The sequence below is a fragment of the Paracoccus jiaweipingae genome, from assembly GCF_044335505.1.
In the GTDB taxonomy this organism is placed as follows: domain Bacteria; phylum Pseudomonadota; class Alphaproteobacteria; order Rhodobacterales; family Rhodobacteraceae; genus Paracoccus.
Genome location: NZ_JBISBS010000002.1, coordinates 475,193 through 493,613 on the forward strand (window position 1 = coordinate 475,193; position 18,421 = coordinate 493,613).

Consider the following 18,421-nt stretch of genomic DNA (forward strand, 5'->3'; position numbering starts at 1 on the left):
CGTAAACGGTTGACGCCGGTTTTTCCGGTTCTTGTGGTTAATGCGGGAACGGCCACAGCCGCAGCTTTTCCTTGGCCAGCGACCACAGCCGGGCCAGCCCGTGCGGTTCGACGATCAGGAAAAACACGATCAGCGCGCCCACGATCATCAGTTCGATATGCGCGGCCATATTGGTCGGCCAGCCCATGCCATCGACCAGCAGGTTCTTCAGCAGCACCGGCAGCAGCACCAGAAAAGCGGCCCCGGCAAAGCTGCCGAAAATCGACCCCAGGCCACCGATAATGACCATGAACAGGATCAGGAACGATTTGTTGATCCCGAATGCCTCGGTCACTTCAGCCGCGCCCAGATAGACGACAAAGAACAGCGCGCCCGCCACCCCGACAAAGAAGGACGACACACCAAAGGCCGTCAGCTTGGCCGTCAGCGGGTTCACCCCGATGATCTCGGCCGCGATGTCCATGTCGCGGATCGCCATCCATTTGCGACCGATGGTGCCGCGGGTCAGGTTGCGCGCAACCCAGGCCAGACCCACGGCAAAGACCAGACAGATCAGGTATTTCGCGCTGGCCGAGGTCTGTGGCCCGGTCACGATCTGACCCAGCACCGTCCGTTCGGGCGCGTTGATCTGGCCCGAGGCGGAATAGTTGTAAAACCACGGCACCTTGTTGAACAGCCAGACCAGAAAGAACTGCGCCGCCAGCGTCGCCACCGCCAGATAGAACCCCTTGATACGCAGCGATGGCAGGCCAAACAGCATTCCCACAATGGCGGTAATGCCACCGGCCAGCAGGATGTGAATGACGATATTCACCTCGGGGAAGGCGGTCGCCAGCTTATAGACGGCATAGGCCCCCACCGCCATGAAACCGCCCGTCCCAAGGCTGACCTGACCCGCATATCCGGTCAGGATGTTCAGCCCGATTGCCGCAATGGCATAGATCAGGAACGGCACGAAAACGGCATTGGCCCAGTAATCGTTGATCAGGAACGGGATGATCCCGAAGGCCACCGCCAGAACCGCATAGTAACGCCAGCGGTCGAACACGATGGGAAAGGTCTGGTTGTCGTCGCGATAGGTGGTCTTGAAATCGCCTGCTTCACGGTAAAACATCGTGATCTCTCCAATCTCAGCGCCGCGGATTCGGGTATTTAAGCAACGAAGAAGCGGGCTTCTTTGTTGTCCAAATACCCCTGTCAGGCCTGTCGAACTGCGCCATGGTCAGACCCTCTCGATGATTTTTTCGCCGAACAGGCCCTGCGGACGGAACACCAGAAAGACCAGCGCCAGCACATAGGCGAACCAGTTTTCCGTTGCGCCACCGATCAGCGGGCCAACCCAGTATTCGAACAGCTTTTCACCCATGCCAATGATCAGCCCGCCGACAATGGCACCGGGGATCGAGGTAAAGCCCCCCAGCATCAGCACCGGCAGCGCCTTCAGCGCGATCAGCGACAGGCTGAACTGGACGCCCGATTTGGTGCCCCACATGATGCCCGCGACCAGCGCGACAAAGCCCGCGATCGACCAGACCATGATCCAGATGAATTGCAGGCTGATCCCCACCGACAGCGCGGCCTGATGGTCATCGGCCACGGCGCGCATGGCACGGCCCTGCTTGGTGTATTGCGAAAACGCCACCAGCGAGGCCACCAGCGCGGCGGCAATGATCGCGGCCCAGATGTCCAGCCGGTCGATAAAGAAGCCATAGCCGAACCAGTCATTGGTCATGGTTTCCACGGTTTCGGAAATGCCCTGCGGCAGGCCCACATCCAGCGTCTTGATGTCGGCACCCCACATCACGTCGCCAAGCCCTTCAAGGAAATAGGCCAGACCGATGGTCGCCATGAACAGGATGATCGGTTCCTGACCGACCAGATGTTTCAGCACCAGCTTTTCGATCAGGATGGCCATGATCACCATCACGCCGGCGGTCAGCACGATCGCCACGATGGCGGGAAGGGTCCAGCCGAAATTCTCGATATGGGTGCCGAACATGGCGTTGATCAGATGCGCAAAGGGCACCTGACCCTGCTGGATGCCCACCAGCGTCAGCGCCGCGAACAGCGCCAGCACCCCCTGGGCATAGTTGAATACGCCAGATGCCTTGTAGATCAGGACGAAACCCAGCGCGACAAGGGCATACATGACGCCGGTCATCAGACCGTTCAGCATGACCTCGGATGAATAAAGAAGCTGCTCCATCATGCCCCCCTTTTCGGCTGGCGGTTTTGGGTCGCGTCAGTCATGGGACACCCCCAGATATGCGTCGATGACCTCTTGGTTGTTGCGCACCTCGTCGGGGGTGCCGTCACCGATCTTGCGGCCGTAATCCATCACGACCACGCGGTCGGACAGGTCCATCACCACGCCCATATCATGTTCGATCAGCGCGATTGTGGTGCCGAATTCGTCATTCACATCCAGGATAAAGCGGCACATGTCCTCTTTTTCCTCGACATTCATGCCGGCCATGGGTTCGTCCAGCAGCAACAGCTTGGGTTCGGCGGCCAGTGCGCGGGCCAGTTCCACCCGCTTTTTCAGGCCATAGGGCAGGCGCCCGACCGGGGTTTTGCGGATGTTCTGGATTTCCAGAAAGTCGATGATCTTTTCGACTTTCTCGCGATGCTCGATTTCCTCTTTCTCGGCCGCGCCCCACCACAGGGCCTGGCTGAAAATGCCGGATTTCATCATCGTCAGGCGACCGGTCATGATGTTGTCCAGCACCGACATGCCGTCAAACAGTGCGATGTTCTGGAAGGTGCGGGCGATGCCCAGACGCGCGACCTGATAGGGGCGCATCGGGCCGCGCGGATAGCCCTTATAGATCACGCGCCCCTCGGTCGGGGTGTAAAAGCCCGAAATCACGTTCAGCATCGAGGATTTGCCAGCCCCGTTCGGCCCGATAATGGCGCGGATCTCGCCATCGCGGATGTCAAAGCTGATATCCTTGATCGCCACCACGCCGCCGAAACGCAGGGTGATGTTTTGCAATTCCATCAGCACCCCGCCGATCTGGCGGCCATCGGCGGTCACATAGCCTTCGGCTGCGGGATCATAGCTCATGCCGCCACCTCTTGTTTTGCGGGGGGAAAGGTCGGCGCGTCCTCGATGCGGACCGTGGCCTTGATGGCGCCCTTGCGACCGTCCTCATAGGTGACTTCGGTCTCGGTATAGACGCTGTCGGCACCGTTATAGAGGCCGTCGATCAGATCTGCGAATTTCTCGGCGATCACCGGGCGGCGCACCTTGCGGGTCCGGGTCATTTCGCCGTCATCGGCATCCAGTTCCTTGTGCAGCACAAGGAAACGGTGGATCTGACAGCCCGACAGCATCGGGTCTTGCGCGACGGACCGGTTCACCTCTTCGACATGCTCGCGGATGGCCTGATAGACCTGCGGATGCGCGGCCAGTTCCTGATAGCTGGCATAGGCGATGTTGTTCCGCTCGGCCCAGTTTCCGACCGCTTGCAGGTCGATATTGATGAACGCGGTGCAGGTGTCGCGGCCATTGCCGAACACCACGGCCTCAAGGATGTTGGGATAGAATTTCAGCTTGTTTTCCACATATTTCGGGGCGAACAGGCTGCCATCGGCCATTTTGCCGACATCCTTGGCACGGTCGATAATGCGCAGATGGCCGGTATCGGGTTCAAAGAACCCGGCATCGCCGGTCGCCACCCAGCCCTCGGCATCCTTGGTCGAGGCGGTGCTTTCGGCGTTTTTGTAATATTCGACGAAACTGCCGGGGCTGCGATACAACACCTCGCCATTATCCGCGATCTTGATTTCCACGCCCGGACTGGCGACGCCGACCGTGTCGGACCGGACCTGACCGTCGGGCTGTTGGGCGATGAACACCGATGCCTCGGTCTGGCCGTAAAGCTGTTTCAGGTTGATCCCAAGGCTGCGATAAAAGTCGAAAATCTCGGGTCCGATGGCCTCGCCGGCGGTATAGCCGACGCGGATGCGGCCAAAGCCCAGCGTGTCCTTCAGCGGGCCGTAAATGAACAGCTTGCCAAGGTTATAGCGCAGCTTGTCCACCACCGTGACCGGACGACGGTCCAGCATGGCGGTGCCAATGCGGCGGGCCAGCTTCATGTAATGTCTGAACAGCCATTGCTTGAACCTGCCCGCATCTTCCATGCGGATCATCACATTGGTCAGCTGCCCTTCGAACACCCGCGGCGGGGCAAAGAAATAGGTCGGCCCGATCTCTCGCAGGTCGGTCATCATGGTTTCGGGGCTTTCGGGGCAATTGACCGTAAAGCCGTTCCACATTGCCTGTGCGACCGAAAAGATGAAATCGCCCACCCATGCCATCGGCAGATAGGCCAGAACCTCGTCCGTGTGGTTCAGACCGTCAAATTCCGAGGTGGCGCGGGCGGTTTCGATGATATTGCGGTTCGACAGCACCACGCCCTTGGGCTTGCCGGTGGTGCCGCTGGTATACAGCATGACGCAGGTGTCGTCGTAACCGCGCGCGGCGGTGCGGGCGTCCAGTTCCCGGCCAAGGCGCTGTTCGGCGGCGCGACCCTCGGACTGGACATGTTCCAGCGCGTTCATATGACCATGGTCATATTTCCGCATCCCGCGCTTGTCGGTATAGATGATCTGTTCGATCGCAGGCGCGCGGTCACCGACCTCAAGCACCTTGTCGACCTGTTCCTGATCGCCGCATACGACGAAACGCGCGCCGCAGTGATCCAGCACATAGGCCATCTCGTCCGCGACGGCGTCCTGATACAGCGGCACCGGCACGGCACCGCACATCTGCGCGGCCACCATCGACCAGTAATGCGCCGGGCGATTGCGCCCGATGATCGCCACATAATCGCCGGGGCGCACCCCCAGCACCAGAAAGCCCAAAGCCAGATCGCGGATTTCGCGTGCTGCCTGTGACCATGTCCAGCTTTGCCAGATGCCGAACTCTTTCTCGCGATAGGCGGGTTGGTTGCCATATCGCTGAACGTTCCGCGCCAGCAGCGCCGGAATGGATTGCAGGCCGGCATCGCCGGTCGGCTGTATCACCATCTCTCCTCCCTCCCGGTCCGCTGCGGGACCGTCCTCGTGTCGGTGCGGCTCCTCACTTCCGCACTGACGGGAATCACTGTTGCGGCTGATTCTTGCCACGGTTTTGCGGAAATCCAACCAAATGTTACAGGCTTTCCCCCGGCCCCACGGGATGCTAGCCAAATATCGGGGAAGGAAGGGAAAACCATGTCAGCAGCGGAATATCACGCCGAACTGACGCGGTCGGGGCTGAACCTGATCGCGCAGGCGATTTCGATTTTCGATGCCGATCTGCGGCTGGCGGTGTGCAACCAGCCCTATCGCGACCTGTTCGACCTGCCGCCCGAACTGACCCGGCCCGGCGCCAGCTTTCAGGACACGGTGCGCCATCTGGTGCTGCGCGGCGAATACGGTACCCAGACCGACCCGGACCGCGCCGTGCAGCTGCGCGTCGAACAGGCCCGCACCTTTCAGCCGCATTACATCGAACGCGTGCGCCCCAATGGCCGCATCATCTCGGTCGAGGGGGCGCCGCTGGCGCAGGGCGGCTGGGTCGCCGTCTATACCGACATCACCGAGATCCGCGAACACGAGGAAATGCTGCGCCTGCGCGCATCCGAGGCCAGCGCGCAGGTGCTGCGCCATGCCGAACGTCTGGCCGCCGCCAACCGCCAGCTGGCCGCCACCAACGCCGCCCTGTCCGAGGCACAGCGCACCGCCAGCGCGTCCGAGGCCCGCACCCGCCGCATCACCGGCATGGTGCCCGCCCATATCGCGCATATGGACCGCGATTACCGCTATACCTTCTCGAACCGCCAGATCAGCACGGTGTTCCCCGCCGCCGGGCGCGACATTATCGGCATGACCGGAAAGGCGGCGCTGGGGGCCGAAACCTTTGCCCGCATCCGCCCGCATATGGACGCCGCCATCGCCGGCCAGCCGCAGGTGTTCGAGATCACCGACGCGCCTTCGGGGCGGCGGGTGCGCATCGCGCTGACCCCCGATGGCACCGGCGGCGGCGTCTATATCCTGTCCACCGATGTCACCGCCGAGGTGCAGGCCCGCGAAACCGTCGCACAGGCCGGGCGCCGGGCGCTGGCGGCGCAGCTGACCAACGGGCTTGCGCATGATTTCGGCAATCTGCTGACCATTATTCTGGGACTGCAAAGCCGCCTCAGGGCGGCTGACCTGCCCGACGCGGCGGCCAGCGATGTCGAGGCGACGCTGGCCGCTGCCCGTCGCGGGGCGGCGCTGCTGGACCAGATCACCGGCATGACCACCCCGCGCGACGGCTTCAGCCAGCCCACCGACCCGGCGACGCTGCTGCGCGATCTGGCGCTGATGGCGCGGCCCTCGCTGGGGGCGGATGTGGTGCTGACGCTTCAGATGGACCTGCGCGGCCAGCCGCTGTTGCTGGATGGCGGCGGCTTGCAGGATGCGGTGCTGAACCTGCTGCTGAACGCCCGTGATGCAATGCAGGGCTGTGGGCGCATCACCCTGTCGGCGCGCGAACAGGGTGACTGGCTGGACCTGACGGTGCAGGACAGCGGCCCCGGCTTCCCGCCCGAGGCGCTGGACCAGGCGATCCAGCCGTTTTTCACCACCAAGGGCGCGGCAGGCAGCGGGCTGGGGCTGGCGATGGTCTATGATCTGGTCAAGACGGCGGGCGGGTCGCTGCGGCTGGACAACACGGCGCAGGGCGCGCGGGTGCGGCTGCGCCTGCCGCGCCGGGTGGTGCGCCCGCGGCTGGTCCTGCTGGTCGAGGACGACCCCGAAATCCGCGCCCATACCCGCCAGATGCTGACCGGCATGGGCCATGCCGTGATCGAGGCCGCATCGCTGGCCGAGGCTCAGGGCCTGACCGACCTGCCCGGCCTGTCCGCGATCCTCAGCGATCTGCAACTGGGGGACGGGCTGGGGCGCGATCTGGCGGCGGCGGGGCTGCCGATGCTGCTGATGACCGCGCTGCCCCCCGGCGCCCCCGAACGCCAGGGCGCCCCCTGCCCGGTGCTGACCAAACCTTTCGACGCCAGCCTGCTGGCCGCGCATTTACAGGATCTGCCCGATGACCACTGACGCCCCCCTGATCGCGATTCTGGATGACGAGGCCCAGATCCGGCGCCTGCTGGCCGATGCGCTGGAAAGCGCCGGGTTCCGCACCGTCAGCTTTGGCCGCGCCACCGAATTCGAGGCCGGGCTGCGCCGCGTCACCCCCGATGCGGTGCTGATCGACCTTGGCCTGCCTGACCGCGACGGGCTGGCGCTGGTCAACAGGCTGGCAACCGAATCGGGGGCGGCAGTGATCATCATTTCGGGGCGGGCACAGGTTCAGGACCGCGTCACCGGGCTGGAACTGGGGGCCGATGATTACATCACCAAGCCCTTCGACCCGGCCGAGGTCGTCGCCCGCATCCGCGCCCGCCTGCGCCGCCCGGCCGGGAACGGCGCCGCCAGGACCGGCGGCATTGCCCGCTTTGCCGGCTGGCAGGCCGATTTCGACCGCTATGCCCTGACCGCCCCCGATGGCGAGGACACCCCCCTCAGCCATGCCGAGGCTGAAATGCTGCGCCTGTTCCTTGACGCCCCGCGCCGTCTGATCACCCGCATCCAGATGCAGGAAAGCCTTGGCGGTTCGGGCGGCGAGGCCTTTGACCGCGCCATGGATGTGCGCATTTCACGGCTGCGCACCAAGCTGCGCGAAGACCCCAAGAATCCGCGCCTGATCAAGACCATCTATGGCGCCGGCTATATCTTTCTGGCCGAGGTCGACTGGCCCTGACCCGGCGTCCGCCTTGCCTTGCCGCGCCGCCGCCCTAATCTGGCGCGACACGGGAAGAGGAGGCCCCCATGCTTGGCAAGATGATGCACCAGCCGCTGTCGATCGGCAGCCTGATCGACCATGCCGACCGCTATCACCACCAGACCCAGATCGTGTCCGCCGTGACCGAAGGCGGGTTCGAGCGCACCACATGGGGGGGCGTGGCGGAAAATGCCCGGCGGCTGGCATCGGCGCTGATGGCGCGGGGCATGGAACAGGGCGACCGCATCGCGACGCTGGCCTGGAACAACCGCCGCCATCTGGAACTGTATTTCGGCATCGCAGGCGCGGGCATGGTCTGTCACACCATCAACCCCCGGCTGGCGCCCGAACAGCTGGCCTTTATTGTCAATGATGCCAGCGACAGGTTTTTGTTCCTTGAAACCAGTTTCGTGCCGCTGATCGCGGCGCTGCGCGACCAGTTGCCGACGCTGCGCGGGGTGGTGCTGATGGCCCCGCGCGACGCGGCGCTGGCCGAACAGATCCCCGGCCTGCTGTTCTATGACGACCTGCTGGCCGAGGGCGAGGCCGGTTTTACATGGCCCGCCATCGACGAAACCGCGCCGTCCAGCCTGTGCTATACCTCGGGGACGACCGGCAACCCCAAGGGGGTGCTTTACACCCACCGTTCGACCATCCTGCACGCGATGGCCGCGAACCAGCCCGACGGGTTCGGCATTTCCGCCGCCGACAGCGTGATGCCGGTGGTGCCGATGTTTCATGTCAACGCCTGGGGCACCCCTTACATGGCCGCGATGACCGGCGCGCGGCTGGTGATGCCCGGCCCGCGGCTGGACGGCGAAAGCCTTGCACGCCTGATCGACGACGAACAGGTCACCGTGTCCTGCGGGGTGCCGACCATCTGGATGGGGCTGCTGGACGGGCTGCGCAAGACCGGGTCCAAAGCGGCCTCGATGACGCGCACGGTGGTGGGCGGATCGGCGCTGCCGCCCTCGATGGCGACGATCTTCCGGCAGGATTACGGGGTCGAGCTGGTCCATGCCTGGGGCATGACCGAAACCAGCCCGCTTGGCACCGTCAACCGCCCGCTGCAAAAGCACATGGACCTGCCCCCCGAGGACCGCGACACGCTGGCCCGCGCCCAGGGGCGGCCCCTGTTCGGGGTCCAGTTGCGGCTGGTCGATGCCGAAGGCCACCTGATCCCCGATGACGGCCAGACGCAGGGCGAATTGCAGATCCGCGGCCACTGGGTCGTCGACCACTATTTCGGGCAGGAAAAGACCGCGCTGACCTATGACGGCTGGTTCGATACCGGCGATATCGCGACCATCGACCCGGATGGCTATATGGTCATTCGCGACCGGTCCAAGGATATTATCAAATCGGGCGGGGAATGGATCTCGACCGTCGATCTGGAAAACATCGCCATCGCGCATCCCAGGGTTGCGAATGCCGCCGCCATCGCCGCCCGGCATCCGAAATGGGATGAACGCCCGGTGCTGATCGTCCAGCGCCGGCCCCAGTCGGGCCTGACCGAGGCCGACCTGCTGGCCTTTTACGACGGCAAGGTTCCGACATGGCAGGTGCCCGACAAGGTGATCTTTGTCGAAACGCTGCCGCTTGGCGCCACCGGCAAGGTGGTCAAGGCCGACCTGCGCCGCCAGTATGGCGATGTGCTGTGGCCCGCTGACGGTGCCTGACCTTCATCCTGGCCCAAATATCCCCGCCGGAGGCTGACCCCGCCGCCCCGGCGGGGTCAATCGCCTAACCTTTCAGCCGCTCATAGGCCGCCAGCGCCCGCGCCCGCCCCTCGGCCAGCGCCATGACGGGCTGCGCGGGACGGGCCAGCGGGTCAGGCCAGCTTTGCGGCACGGCGGCGGCAAAATCGCGCGCCCCTTCGCCCCGCAGCCAGTGGTCACGATAGCGGGTTTTGGTGTCGAATTTATCGGCCTGCGTGTCGGGGTTGAAAATGCGAAAGAACGGCGCCGCATCCGGGCCGCTGCCCGCCACCCATTGCCAGTTCATCGCATTGCTGGCCGGGTCCCAGTCGGTCAGCGTATCGGCAAACCACGCCAGCCCGACGCGCCAGTCCACCAGCAAATGCTTGGTCAGATAGCTGGCAACAATCATCCGCACCCGGTTATGCATCCGCCCGGTGGCGTAAAGCTCGCGCATCCCGGCATCGACCATGTCGATCCCTGTCTGCGCCCGCTGCCATGCCTGCGCGGCCCTGGCGCCCTCGCCACTGTCACCGCCGCGCCACGGGAAACGCGCCCAATCGGGGTTCCACGCGCTGCGGTCCATATCCGGGCTGTGAAACCACAAATCGCGGGCGAAATCGCGCCATGCCAGTTCCGACAAGAATGCCTCGGCGCCGCGATTGCCGCGCTGCATGGCCCCGCGCGCGGCGTGCCAGACCTGCCGGGCGCTGATTTCGCCCACCGCCAGCGCATCCGACAGGCCCGAGGTGCCCTGCCGCTTGTCAGGCCGGTTGCGATCCTCGGGATAGGCGGTCAGGGCCGCGTCCAGAAATTCGGCCAGCCGTTCGGCGGCGGCTGCCTCGCCCACGGTGTGATGGCGCCCCAGCACCCCGGCCCCGCGCCGCATCGCACGGCCAAGCCCCCAATCCGCCGCATCCAGCCCCGCCGGCAGGTCGGGGCAGGTCAGCGGCGCAGGCGCGGGCAGCGGCGCGGCAATGTCATGGCCGCGCAGGTTTTTCCAGAATGGCGTGAATTTGCGATAGGCGGTGCCCTGCCCGGTCAGCACCCGCCCCGGCGGCAACAGCCAGTTGCCGCCATGCACAACCAGCGACACCCCGGCAGCGCGCAGCGCGTCCACCGTGTCGTCACCGACGTGAAAGAACGGCAGGCCGCTGTTCAGATGCACCTGATCGGCGCCGGTTTCGCGCGCCAGACCGGCCAGCACCTGCGCGGGCGATCCGCGCCGCACCACCAGCCTTGCGTGACGGCGGCGCAGGTCGGCATCCAGCACCGCCATCGACTGTGCCAGACGCCAGCCTGCGGCGGCCCCCAAGGCCGCGCAGGCATCGTCCAGAACAAAGACCGGGACCACCCGGCCCCGGCCCGCTGCGGCGCACAGCGCCGGGTTGTCGGCCAGCCGCAGATCGCGGCCAGCCCACCAGATCGAAACCGGCTCAGGCATCGCCGGCGTCGGTGTCCCAGCCGCTGATGGCCTTGCTGTCCATGAACTCCTCAAGGCCCATGATGCCGCCCTCGCGCGCGCGCCCCGAGGCCTTGACCCCGCCAAACGCCGAACCGCGACCACGGCCGACGCCGTTGGTTTCCACCATGCCGGACCGCAGGGCGCGGGCAACGCGGTTGCGGCGCGCGCCGTCCTGGGTCTGGACGTAATTGGTCAGGCCATAGATGGTGTCATTGGCGATGGCGATGGCCTCTTCCTCGGTGTCGAAGGGGATGATCGACAGCACCGGGCCGAAGATCTCCTGCCGGGCGATGGTCATGTCGTTATTGACATCGGCAAACACCGTCGGGCGGACGTAATAGCCACGGTTGACGCCCTCGGGCAGGCCGGTGCCACCGGCGACCAGCCGCGCGCCCTCGTCAATGCCTTTCTGGATCAGGTCCTGAATCTTGTCCCACTGGGTCTTGCTGACCACCGGGCCGATATGGCGGCCGCTGTCATGGGCGCTGGCAACGGCGGTCTTGTTGGCGACCTCGGCTGCGGTTTCGACCGCCTTGTCATAGACCGCGCGCTGCACCAGCATCCGGGTCGGCGCGTTGCAGGACTGGCCGCTGTTGTAAAAGCAATGCCGCGCCCCGCGCACCACCGCCTTTTCATCGGCATCGGCAAAGATCAGGTTGGCGCCCTTGCCACCCAGTTCCAGCACCACTTTCTTGACCGTATCGGCCGCCGCCTTGGTGATGGCGATGCCCGCGCGGGTCGAACCCGTGAACGACACCATATCCACGTCGGGATGCACAGACAGCTGGGTGCCCACACCCGCGCCATCGCCGTTGACAAGGTTGAACACCCCGGCGGGCAGACCGGCCTCGTCAATGATTTCGGCAAAGACCATCGAGGACAGCGGCGCGATCTCGGACGGTTTCAGCACCACCGTGTCACCGGCCAGCAGCGCCGGAATGACCTTCAGCGTGACCTGATTCATCGGCCAGTTCCACGGCGTGATCGCCGCCACCACGCCGACCGGTTCCCACGACACCATGCTGGTCGGGGCGTGATCGCCAAGCGGGCGAACAAATTCGAAATCGCGGAAGGTGTCGATAAAGGTTTCGATGTGGAAACTGCCCGACCCGGCCTGATCGCCCTGCGACATATCGGTCGGGGCACCCATTTCATTGGTGATCGCCCAGGCCACATCGTCATTGCGCCGCTTATAGATGTCGAGGATCTTTTCGACATAGGCCAGACGCTGTTCCGGCGGGGTTTTCGACCAGCTGGCAAAGGCCCGTTTGGCGGCGGCAACCGCCTTGTCGGTATCGGCCTGCCCCCCGACCGAGATCACGGCCACCGGCTCCTCGGTCGAGGGGTCGATCACCTCAAGGTCGTTGGGGGTGGCGGGGTCGACCCATTCGCCGTCGATATAGAACTTGCGCTTGTCCAGCAGATCGCTCATGCCGTGGTCCTTTCCTGTTCGATCCATCACAACCCGCCAACCCGGATTGCGGTTTCGCATCAGCCTGTCACCGCGCGCCTGCCGTCGCAAGGCCGAAACCTTCGTCAGATCGACCGATCGGTCAGTCATTTTAACATGCCGATCCGCCCTTTCATTCTGCGCGCAAGCGCCTATCTTCTGCCCTGACCTTATCCACAGAAAGGCACCACCATGGCATTGCGCATCAACGATACCGCCCCCGATTTCACCGCCGACAGCTCGGAAGGGGAACTGAAGCTGCATGATTTCATCGGCGACAGCTATGCGATCATCTTCAGCCACCCCAAGGATTTCACCCCGGTCTGCACGACCGAGTTCGGTGCCGTGGCGCAACTGGCCCCGGAATTCGAAAAGCGCAACACCAAGGTGATCGGCGTGTCCGTCGACAGCGCCGAGGAACACCGCAAATGGAAAGCCGATATCGAGGCCTTTGCCGGCAAACCGGCCAATTTCCCGATTATCGACGATACCTCGCTGGCGGTTGCCAAAGCCTATGACATGCTGCCCGCCGAGGCCTATCTGCCCGATGGCCGCACCCCCGCCGACAGCGCCACCGTGCGCACCGTGTTCATCATCGGTCCCGACAAGAAGGTGCGCCTGATGATGACCTATCCGATGTCGGTGGGCCGCAATTTCGCGGAAATCCTGCGGGCGCTGGACGCGGTTCAGGCCACCGACGGGGTGCCGATTGCGACCCCCGCCAACTGGCTGCCCGGTCAGGACGTGATCGCCGCCATGTCGCTGGACGACGCGCAGGCCGAGGCCAAATTCGGCAAGGTCGACAAAAAGCTGCCCTATCTGCGCTTTGTCAAAGACCCCAAGGCCTGATCCGGCCTTGGCGCGATCCGACCGGCCGCTGTCGCGCAAGCTGATCCGTCTGGGGGCGCTGGCCCTTGGGCGGTCGCGCGCGCACAGGCAGGATGTCTGGCCGGGGCTGCGCATCGACAAGAAATCGGGCCGCGTCACCTGGCGCGGCCACGAATTGCTGACCCTGCGCAAAGCCGCCGATCTGGTCCCGCATGGCAGGGATATGATCGCGGTTGTCGGGTCGGGGCCTTCGCTGAAATCGCAGCGCGTGCAGGCGCTGGGGGATGACACCGCCATTTTGTGCAACGGCGCGGCGACGCTGTGCGACCGGCTGCGACCGCTGGCCGTCGCGGTCGAGGATGAGCGATTTGTCTTTCGCCATCACCCCATGCTGGCCGCCCTGCCGCGCGATGTGCCGCTGTTGCTGTCGCCCGCCGCGTTGCGGGCATGGGCCGAACGGGGCCGCGCGCCCTTGCAGGACCGCGCCGTGGCGCTGATCGACAATCTGGCCAAGCCGGTGAACCTGCCGCGCCGGGCGCTGTCGGACCCGGCCCTGTCGCCGGTGCTGGTGCGCAAGGCCGGTGCGGCGCTGTCGGTTGACCCCGATGCGGGCGTGGTCATTACCGGCACGGTCGCCTTTTCCGCGCTGCAATTCGCGCTGGCGGCGATGCCGGGGCGCATCCTGCTGGCCGGGATCGACCTGAGTAATGACAGCCAGCCGCGTTTTTATGAGGGCGCGGACAGCACCGCGCCATCCGGGCTGTCGGCGGGGCTGGACCGCATTCTGGCCGGTTTCGCGCTGGCCCGTGACATGGCCGACAAGCGCGGCATCGGGCTGGCCTGCGCCTCGGGCGTCTCGGCGCTGCGGGGGCTTGGAATACCCTATGATAACAGTCTAGATGACTGAACCACAGCCCCGAAGGCCCCTATGCACAGCACCAACCCCCAGACCGCCCCGCAGATCGTCTATGTCACCGACCGCGGCCTGATCCGGCCCACGCTGATCTCGGCCTGGAGCTTGCTGCGCCATATCTCGGTCGCGCCGGACATTCATATCTGGGGCGATGGCCTGACCGAGGATGACTGGTCCGGGGTTGCCCGCGTCATCGCCAGCCGCCCCGACGCGAAACTGCACCGGCTGGACCTTGGCGCTGACGATATGGCCGGGGCCAGGCGGCTGTCCGACCACATCTCGGCGGCGGCGATGGGGCGGCTGCATATCCCGGCCAAGTTGGGCGGGCGGGTGCTGTATATCGACGGTGACACCATCGTGACCGGCGATGTGGCGCCGCTGTTTGACATCGACATGCGGGGCCAGCCGCTGGCAGCGGTGCGCGATTACGTCGTCGCGAAATGGCAGGCGCGCGGCGATCTGGACAAGCCGCGCATCCGTCCCCGCGTGGCCGAACTGCGCCGGCTGATGGGCGATGATATCAGCGGCTATTTCAATTCGGGGGTGCTGTTGCTGGATTGCGACGCGATCCGGGCGGAACCGGCGCTGCTGGCGGCGATGGGCGATGTGGCGCGGGCCTCGGCCTGTCCGTGGGGCGATCAGGACCACCTGAACAATGTCTTTGCCGGGCGGGTGCATCACCTGAACGCGGCATGGAACGATTCCTGGGGCCGCACCCCGCGCCAGCGCCGCTTCAGCGCCGCCATTGGCGGCACGGGCGATGAAACGGCAAAGCGCCCCTCGGCCATCGTGCATTTCCACGGGCCGAAAAAGCCGTGGAAAGCCCCGCGCCGCGATTTATGGAGCCAGCGCGCCCGCGCCGCGTGGCGCTATCGCCGCGACATGGCGGATTTTTTGAAAGCCTTCCCCGACTTGCAGCCCTGATCGCGGCGCGGCCTACAGCTCGGCGCGGATGAAGCGACCGTCAAAGATGGGGGTGGCGGCGGGCAGGCCGGTCTGGGCCATATCGCCCCCGGCAAAGGCCCCCTGCGCCATACCCGCCGCCAGATGCTGCGCGATGGTCGCGCGCCGCTGGTGCCAGTCGTGCCGCTGGCGGCGTTCCTTGGACAGGCGCAGCCCGGCGCGTGACAGCGCCCGGCGCAGCCCGTATTTCAGCCGCCGGAACCCGGATATCCCGGCATCACGGCGATAGGCATCCGGGTCGAACCCGGCCTGTTGCAGCGCCTGATCGAACGCCAGCGTAAAGCGCCGCGAGATCGCGGAACGCCACCCCGAGGGCAGCCCATACCACGGCTTTTCATATTGGCTGAAATGCAGAAAGGCGGGGTTCACGCAATCGGACAGGCCGCAGATCATCATCGGCGCCTGACAATTCATCTGTGGGGTCAATTCGACCCAATTGCCGTCGAAAACGTGGTTCAGAAAATCCTGATCGTAACGTGTGACCGTCGGATGGGTGGCGAAATAGGCCGGCATCCGGGCGGCGAAATCTATGCCCGTCCAGATCTGCGGGTCGATCACCAGCACGCCCGAATTGAAATAGCGCCCCGAGCGGACCGAAATATCGGCCAGCCAGTCGGCGCGTTCGCCCCGGACATCGGGCGGCGGACAGTCCAGCACCCCGCAATCGCAGACCGCCCCCAGCCCCGAAGGCAGCGGCACATCCCAGATCGCCGGCAGCGCGCGCTGCGCATGAATATCGGCATCCAGATAGATCAGCCGCCGATAGCCCGACAGCACGAAAGGCGCGAAAATGCGCAGGTAAACGATGTTCGGCCATGCCGTGCTGCCGGGCAATCCGGCGGGCAGGAACGGCAGCAAACGGTCATAGTGATAGTGAATCAGCGGCGCGTCCTGCGCCTGACGGATACGGGCCGAAGGGTCGCGACGTTCGACAAAGATATGCACCTGTGTCTGCCACAAACTGGCGATGCGCAGGGCCTGTGCGGTGGCAATATCGGCCAGTCTTTCGTCAACGACAAAGAAAAACGCGTTCATTTGCGGCATATTCCGTCGTAAAAACCGCCCCCGGAAAATCCGGGGGCGGGTCGTATTGCAAGACGATTATTCGTCTTCTTTTTTCTCGACGATCTCTTCGCCGGTGTCCTGATCGACCATTTTCATGCCAAGGCGGACCTTGCCACGGTCGTCAAAGCCCAACAGCTTGACCTTGACCTCCTGGCCCTCTTTCAGGACTTCGTTCGGGTGGCCAAGACGCTTGTTGGCGATCTGGGACACATGAACCAGACCGTCGCGCTTGCCGAAGAAGTTCACGAAAGCACCGAAATCGACCAGCTTGACGACCTTGCCGGTATAGACCTTGCCTTCTTCCGGCTCGGCCACGATCGAATAGATCATGTCGTAAGCCTTCTTGATGGAATCGGCGTTGGCCGAGGCAATCTTGATCACCCCGTCATCGTTGATGTCGACTTTCGCACCCGAGGTTTCCACGATCTCGCGGATGACCTTGCCGCCCGAACCGATCACTTCACGGATCTTGTCGGTCGGGATGGTCATGGTTTCGATACGCGGGGCGTGGGCGCTGAACTCGGACCGGCCGGCGGACAGGGCTTTGTTCATCTCGCCAAGGATGTGCAGGCGGCCGTCTTTGGCCTGTGCCAGCGCCTGCTCCATGATGGCGGGGGTGATGCCCTGAACCTTGATGTCCATTTGCAGGCTGGTGATGCCGTTTTCGGTCCCCGCAACCTTGAAGTCCATGTCGCCCAGGTGATCTTCGTCACCCAGAATGTCGGTCAGCACGGCCCAGTTGTCCTGATCTTCCAGAACCAGACCCATGGCGACACCGGCCACCGGCGCCTTCAGCGGCACACCGGCATCCATCATCGACAGCGACCCACCGCAGACCGACGCCATGCTGGACGAGCCGTTCGATTCGGTGATCTCGGACACCACGCGGATGGTATAGGGAAAGTCAGTCGCCGCAGGCAGAACGGCTTGCAGCGCGCGCCATGCCAGTTTGCCGTGACCGATTTCGCGTCGACCGGGCGAACCCACGCGGCCAACCTCGCCAACCGAATAGGGCGGGAAGTTGTAATGCAGCAGGAAGTTCGAGCGCGAATTGCCGTGCAGCGCGTCGATGATCTGTTCATCATCGCCGGTGCCAAGGGTGGTCACGACCAGCGCCTGAGTTTCACCACGGGTGAACAGTGCCGAACCATGGGTGCGCGGCAGGAAGCTGACCTGGCTTTCGATGGGGCGCACGGTCTTGTTGTCGCGACCGTCAATGCGGGCACCACCACGGATGATGTCACCGCGCAGAATGCCCGATTCCAGCTTTTTCAGCGCCGAACCAAGGTTCGCATCGGCCAGTTCATCCTCGGTCAGGCCGGCCTTGATCTTTTCCTGGGCGGCCTCGATCGCGTCGCGACGCTCGCCCTTGTCGCGCAGGGCATAGGCGGCGCGCATATCGGCCTCGCCCAGATCTTTGACGCGGGCAAACAGGGTCGAATAGTCGGGCGAGCGGAAGTCGAACGGCTCTTTCGCGGCGGCCTCGGCAAGGTCGATGATCAGGTCAATGACCGGCTGCATCTGTTCGTGGCCGAACTTGACCGCACCCAGCATTTCCTCTTCCGTCAGCTCGTAAGCCTCGGATTCGACCATCATCACGGCATCTTTGGTGCCGGCAACGACCAGATCAAGGCGCTGTTCGGGGTTGTTGCGCAGGTGGTCCATGTCCTGAACCTCGGGGTTCAGCACATATTCGCCATCGACGAAACCGACGCGGGCGGCACCGATCGGCCCCATGAAGGGCACGCCGGAAATGGTCAGCGCGGCGCTGGCGGCGATCATTGCGACGATGTCGGGGTCATTGACCAGATCGTGCGACAGCACGGTGCACATCACCAGAACTTCGTTTTTGAAGCCGGGGGCGAACAGCGGGCGGCAGGGGCGGTCGATCAGACGCGCGGTCAGCGTCTCTTTTTCCGACGGGCGTGCCTCGCGCTTGAAAAAGCCGCCGGGGATCTTGCCCGCGGCATAGTATTTTTCCTGATAATGAACCGTCAGCGGGAAGAAGTCCTGCCCCGGCTTGGGTTCCTTGGCAAAGGTCACGTTGGCCATGACGCTGGTTTCCCCCAGCGTCGCAATGACCGAACCATCGGCCTGACGGGCCACTTTGCCGGTTTCCAGCGTCAGCGTGTCCTGACCCCACTGGATGGATTTTTTCACTTCGTCGAACATACGTCTATCCTAACTCGCCGGGGGCCCTCCCCCGGACGGGTGTGCGGCGCGCGGG

At 64.4% G+C, this 18,421-nt stretch carries 14 protein-coding genes; 6 read left to right on the forward strand and 8 right to left on the reverse strand.

What is annotated here, in order from left to right; translation table 11 throughout:
* Nucleotides 1-37: 37 nt before the first annotated feature.
* The 4 genes from ACFXP9_RS05725 to ACFXP9_RS05740 form a co-directional block, all read right to left on the reverse strand.
* On the reverse strand, nt 38-1,114 hold the full coding sequence (locus tag ACFXP9_RS05725; RefSeq protein WP_397208942.1) for a branched-chain amino acid ABC transporter permease: 1,077 nt from the start codon (nt 1,112-1,114) through the stop codon (nt 38-40).
* Nucleotides 1,115-1,222: 108 nt separating this feature from the next.
* On the reverse strand, nt 1,223-2,209 hold the full coding sequence (locus ACFXP9_RS05730; RefSeq protein ID WP_397208943.1) for a branched-chain amino acid ABC transporter permease: 987 nt from the start codon (nt 2,207-2,209) through the stop codon (nt 1,223-1,225).
* A gap of 33 nt (nt 2,210-2,242) precedes the next feature.
* Complete coding sequence (locus tag ACFXP9_RS05735; protein WP_397208944.1) at nt 2,243-3,067, reverse strand: ABC transporter ATP-binding protein; 825 nt, start codon at nt 3,065-3,067, stop codon at nt 2,243-2,245.
* Complete coding sequence (locus ACFXP9_RS05740; protein ID WP_397208945.1) at nt 3,064-5,034, reverse strand: AMP-binding protein; 1,971 nt, start codon at nt 5,032-5,034, stop codon at nt 3,064-3,066. Before ACFXP9_RS05740 ends, ACFXP9_RS05735 begins: the two co-directional genes overlap by 4 nt.
* Nucleotides 5,035-5,220: 186 nt before the next feature.
* On the opposite strand from ACFXP9_RS05740, the gene ACFXP9_RS05745 reads away from it, so the two are divergent.
* From ACFXP9_RS05745 to ACFXP9_RS05755, 3 genes are all read left to right on the forward strand, one after another.
* A complete protein-coding gene (locus tag ACFXP9_RS05745; RefSeq protein WP_397208946.1) occupies nt 5,221-7,089 on the forward strand; it encodes a PAS-domain containing protein in 1,869 nt (622 codons plus the stop codon).
* Nucleotides 7,079-7,792, forward strand: coding sequence for a response regulator transcription factor (locus ACFXP9_RS05750; protein ID WP_397208947.1), 714 nt, complete (start codon nt 7,079-7,081; stop codon nt 7,790-7,792). The genes ACFXP9_RS05745 and ACFXP9_RS05750 overlap by 11 nt, the downstream gene beginning before the upstream one ends.
* 68 nt (nt 7,793-7,860) lie before the next feature.
* Nucleotides 7,861-9,492, forward strand: coding sequence for a long-chain-fatty-acid--CoA ligase (locus ACFXP9_RS05755; RefSeq protein ID WP_397208948.1), 1,632 nt, complete (start codon nt 7,861-7,863; stop codon nt 9,490-9,492).
* A gap of 64 nt (nt 9,493-9,556) precedes the next feature.
* Here the strand turns inward: ACFXP9_RS05755 and ACFXP9_RS05760 are convergent, their stop codons facing one another.
* Nucleotides 9,557-10,954 carry a cryptochrome/photolyase family protein gene (locus ACFXP9_RS05760; protein ID WP_397208949.1) on the reverse strand — a complete coding sequence of 466 codons (1,398 nt, stop codon included), beginning with the start codon at nt 10,952-10,954 and terminating at the stop codon, nt 9,557-9,559.
* Nucleotides 10,947-12,407, reverse strand: coding sequence for an aldehyde dehydrogenase family protein (locus ACFXP9_RS05765; protein WP_397208950.1), 1,461 nt, complete (start codon nt 12,405-12,407; stop codon nt 10,947-10,949). Before ACFXP9_RS05765 ends, ACFXP9_RS05760 begins: the two co-directional genes overlap by 8 nt.
* Nucleotides 12,408-12,617: 210 nt before the next feature.
* On the opposite strand from ACFXP9_RS05765, the gene ACFXP9_RS05770 reads away from it, so the two are divergent.
* The 3 genes from ACFXP9_RS05770 to ACFXP9_RS05780 are packed head-to-tail and all read left to right on the forward strand — an operon-like array spanning nt 12,618 to nt 15,090.
* On the forward strand, nt 12,618-13,274 hold the full coding sequence (locus ACFXP9_RS05770) for a peroxiredoxin (RefSeq protein WP_397208951.1): 657 nt from the start codon (nt 12,618-12,620) through the stop codon (nt 13,272-13,274).
* 7 nt (nt 13,275-13,281) lie between these two features.
* Entirely contained in the window at nt 13,282-14,160 is an 879-nt protein-coding gene (locus ACFXP9_RS05775; protein WP_397208952.1) for a glycosyl transferase, read from the forward strand.
* A gap of 21 nt (nt 14,161-14,181) precedes the next feature.
* On the forward strand, nt 14,182-15,090 hold the full coding sequence (locus ACFXP9_RS05780) for a glycosyltransferase family 8 protein (protein WP_397208953.1): 909 nt from the start codon (nt 14,182-14,184) through the stop codon (nt 15,088-15,090).
* Between the two features lie 12 nt (nt 15,091-15,102).
* Here the strand turns inward: ACFXP9_RS05780 and ACFXP9_RS05785 are convergent, their stop codons facing one another.
* Together ACFXP9_RS05785 and pnp are read right to left on the reverse strand one after the other, a co-directional pair.
* Nucleotides 15,103-16,164 (reverse strand): glycosyltransferase, encoded by a 1,062-nt coding sequence (locus tag ACFXP9_RS05785; RefSeq protein ID WP_397208954.1) that lies wholly within the window; start codon nt 16,162-16,164, stop codon nt 15,103-15,105.
* 66 nt (nt 16,165-16,230) lie between these two features.
* A complete protein-coding gene (gene pnp, locus ACFXP9_RS05790; protein WP_397208955.1) occupies nt 16,231-18,366 on the reverse strand; it encodes a polyribonucleotide nucleotidyltransferase in 2,136 nt (711 codons plus the stop codon).
* Nucleotides 18,367-18,421: the final 55 nt, after the last annotated feature.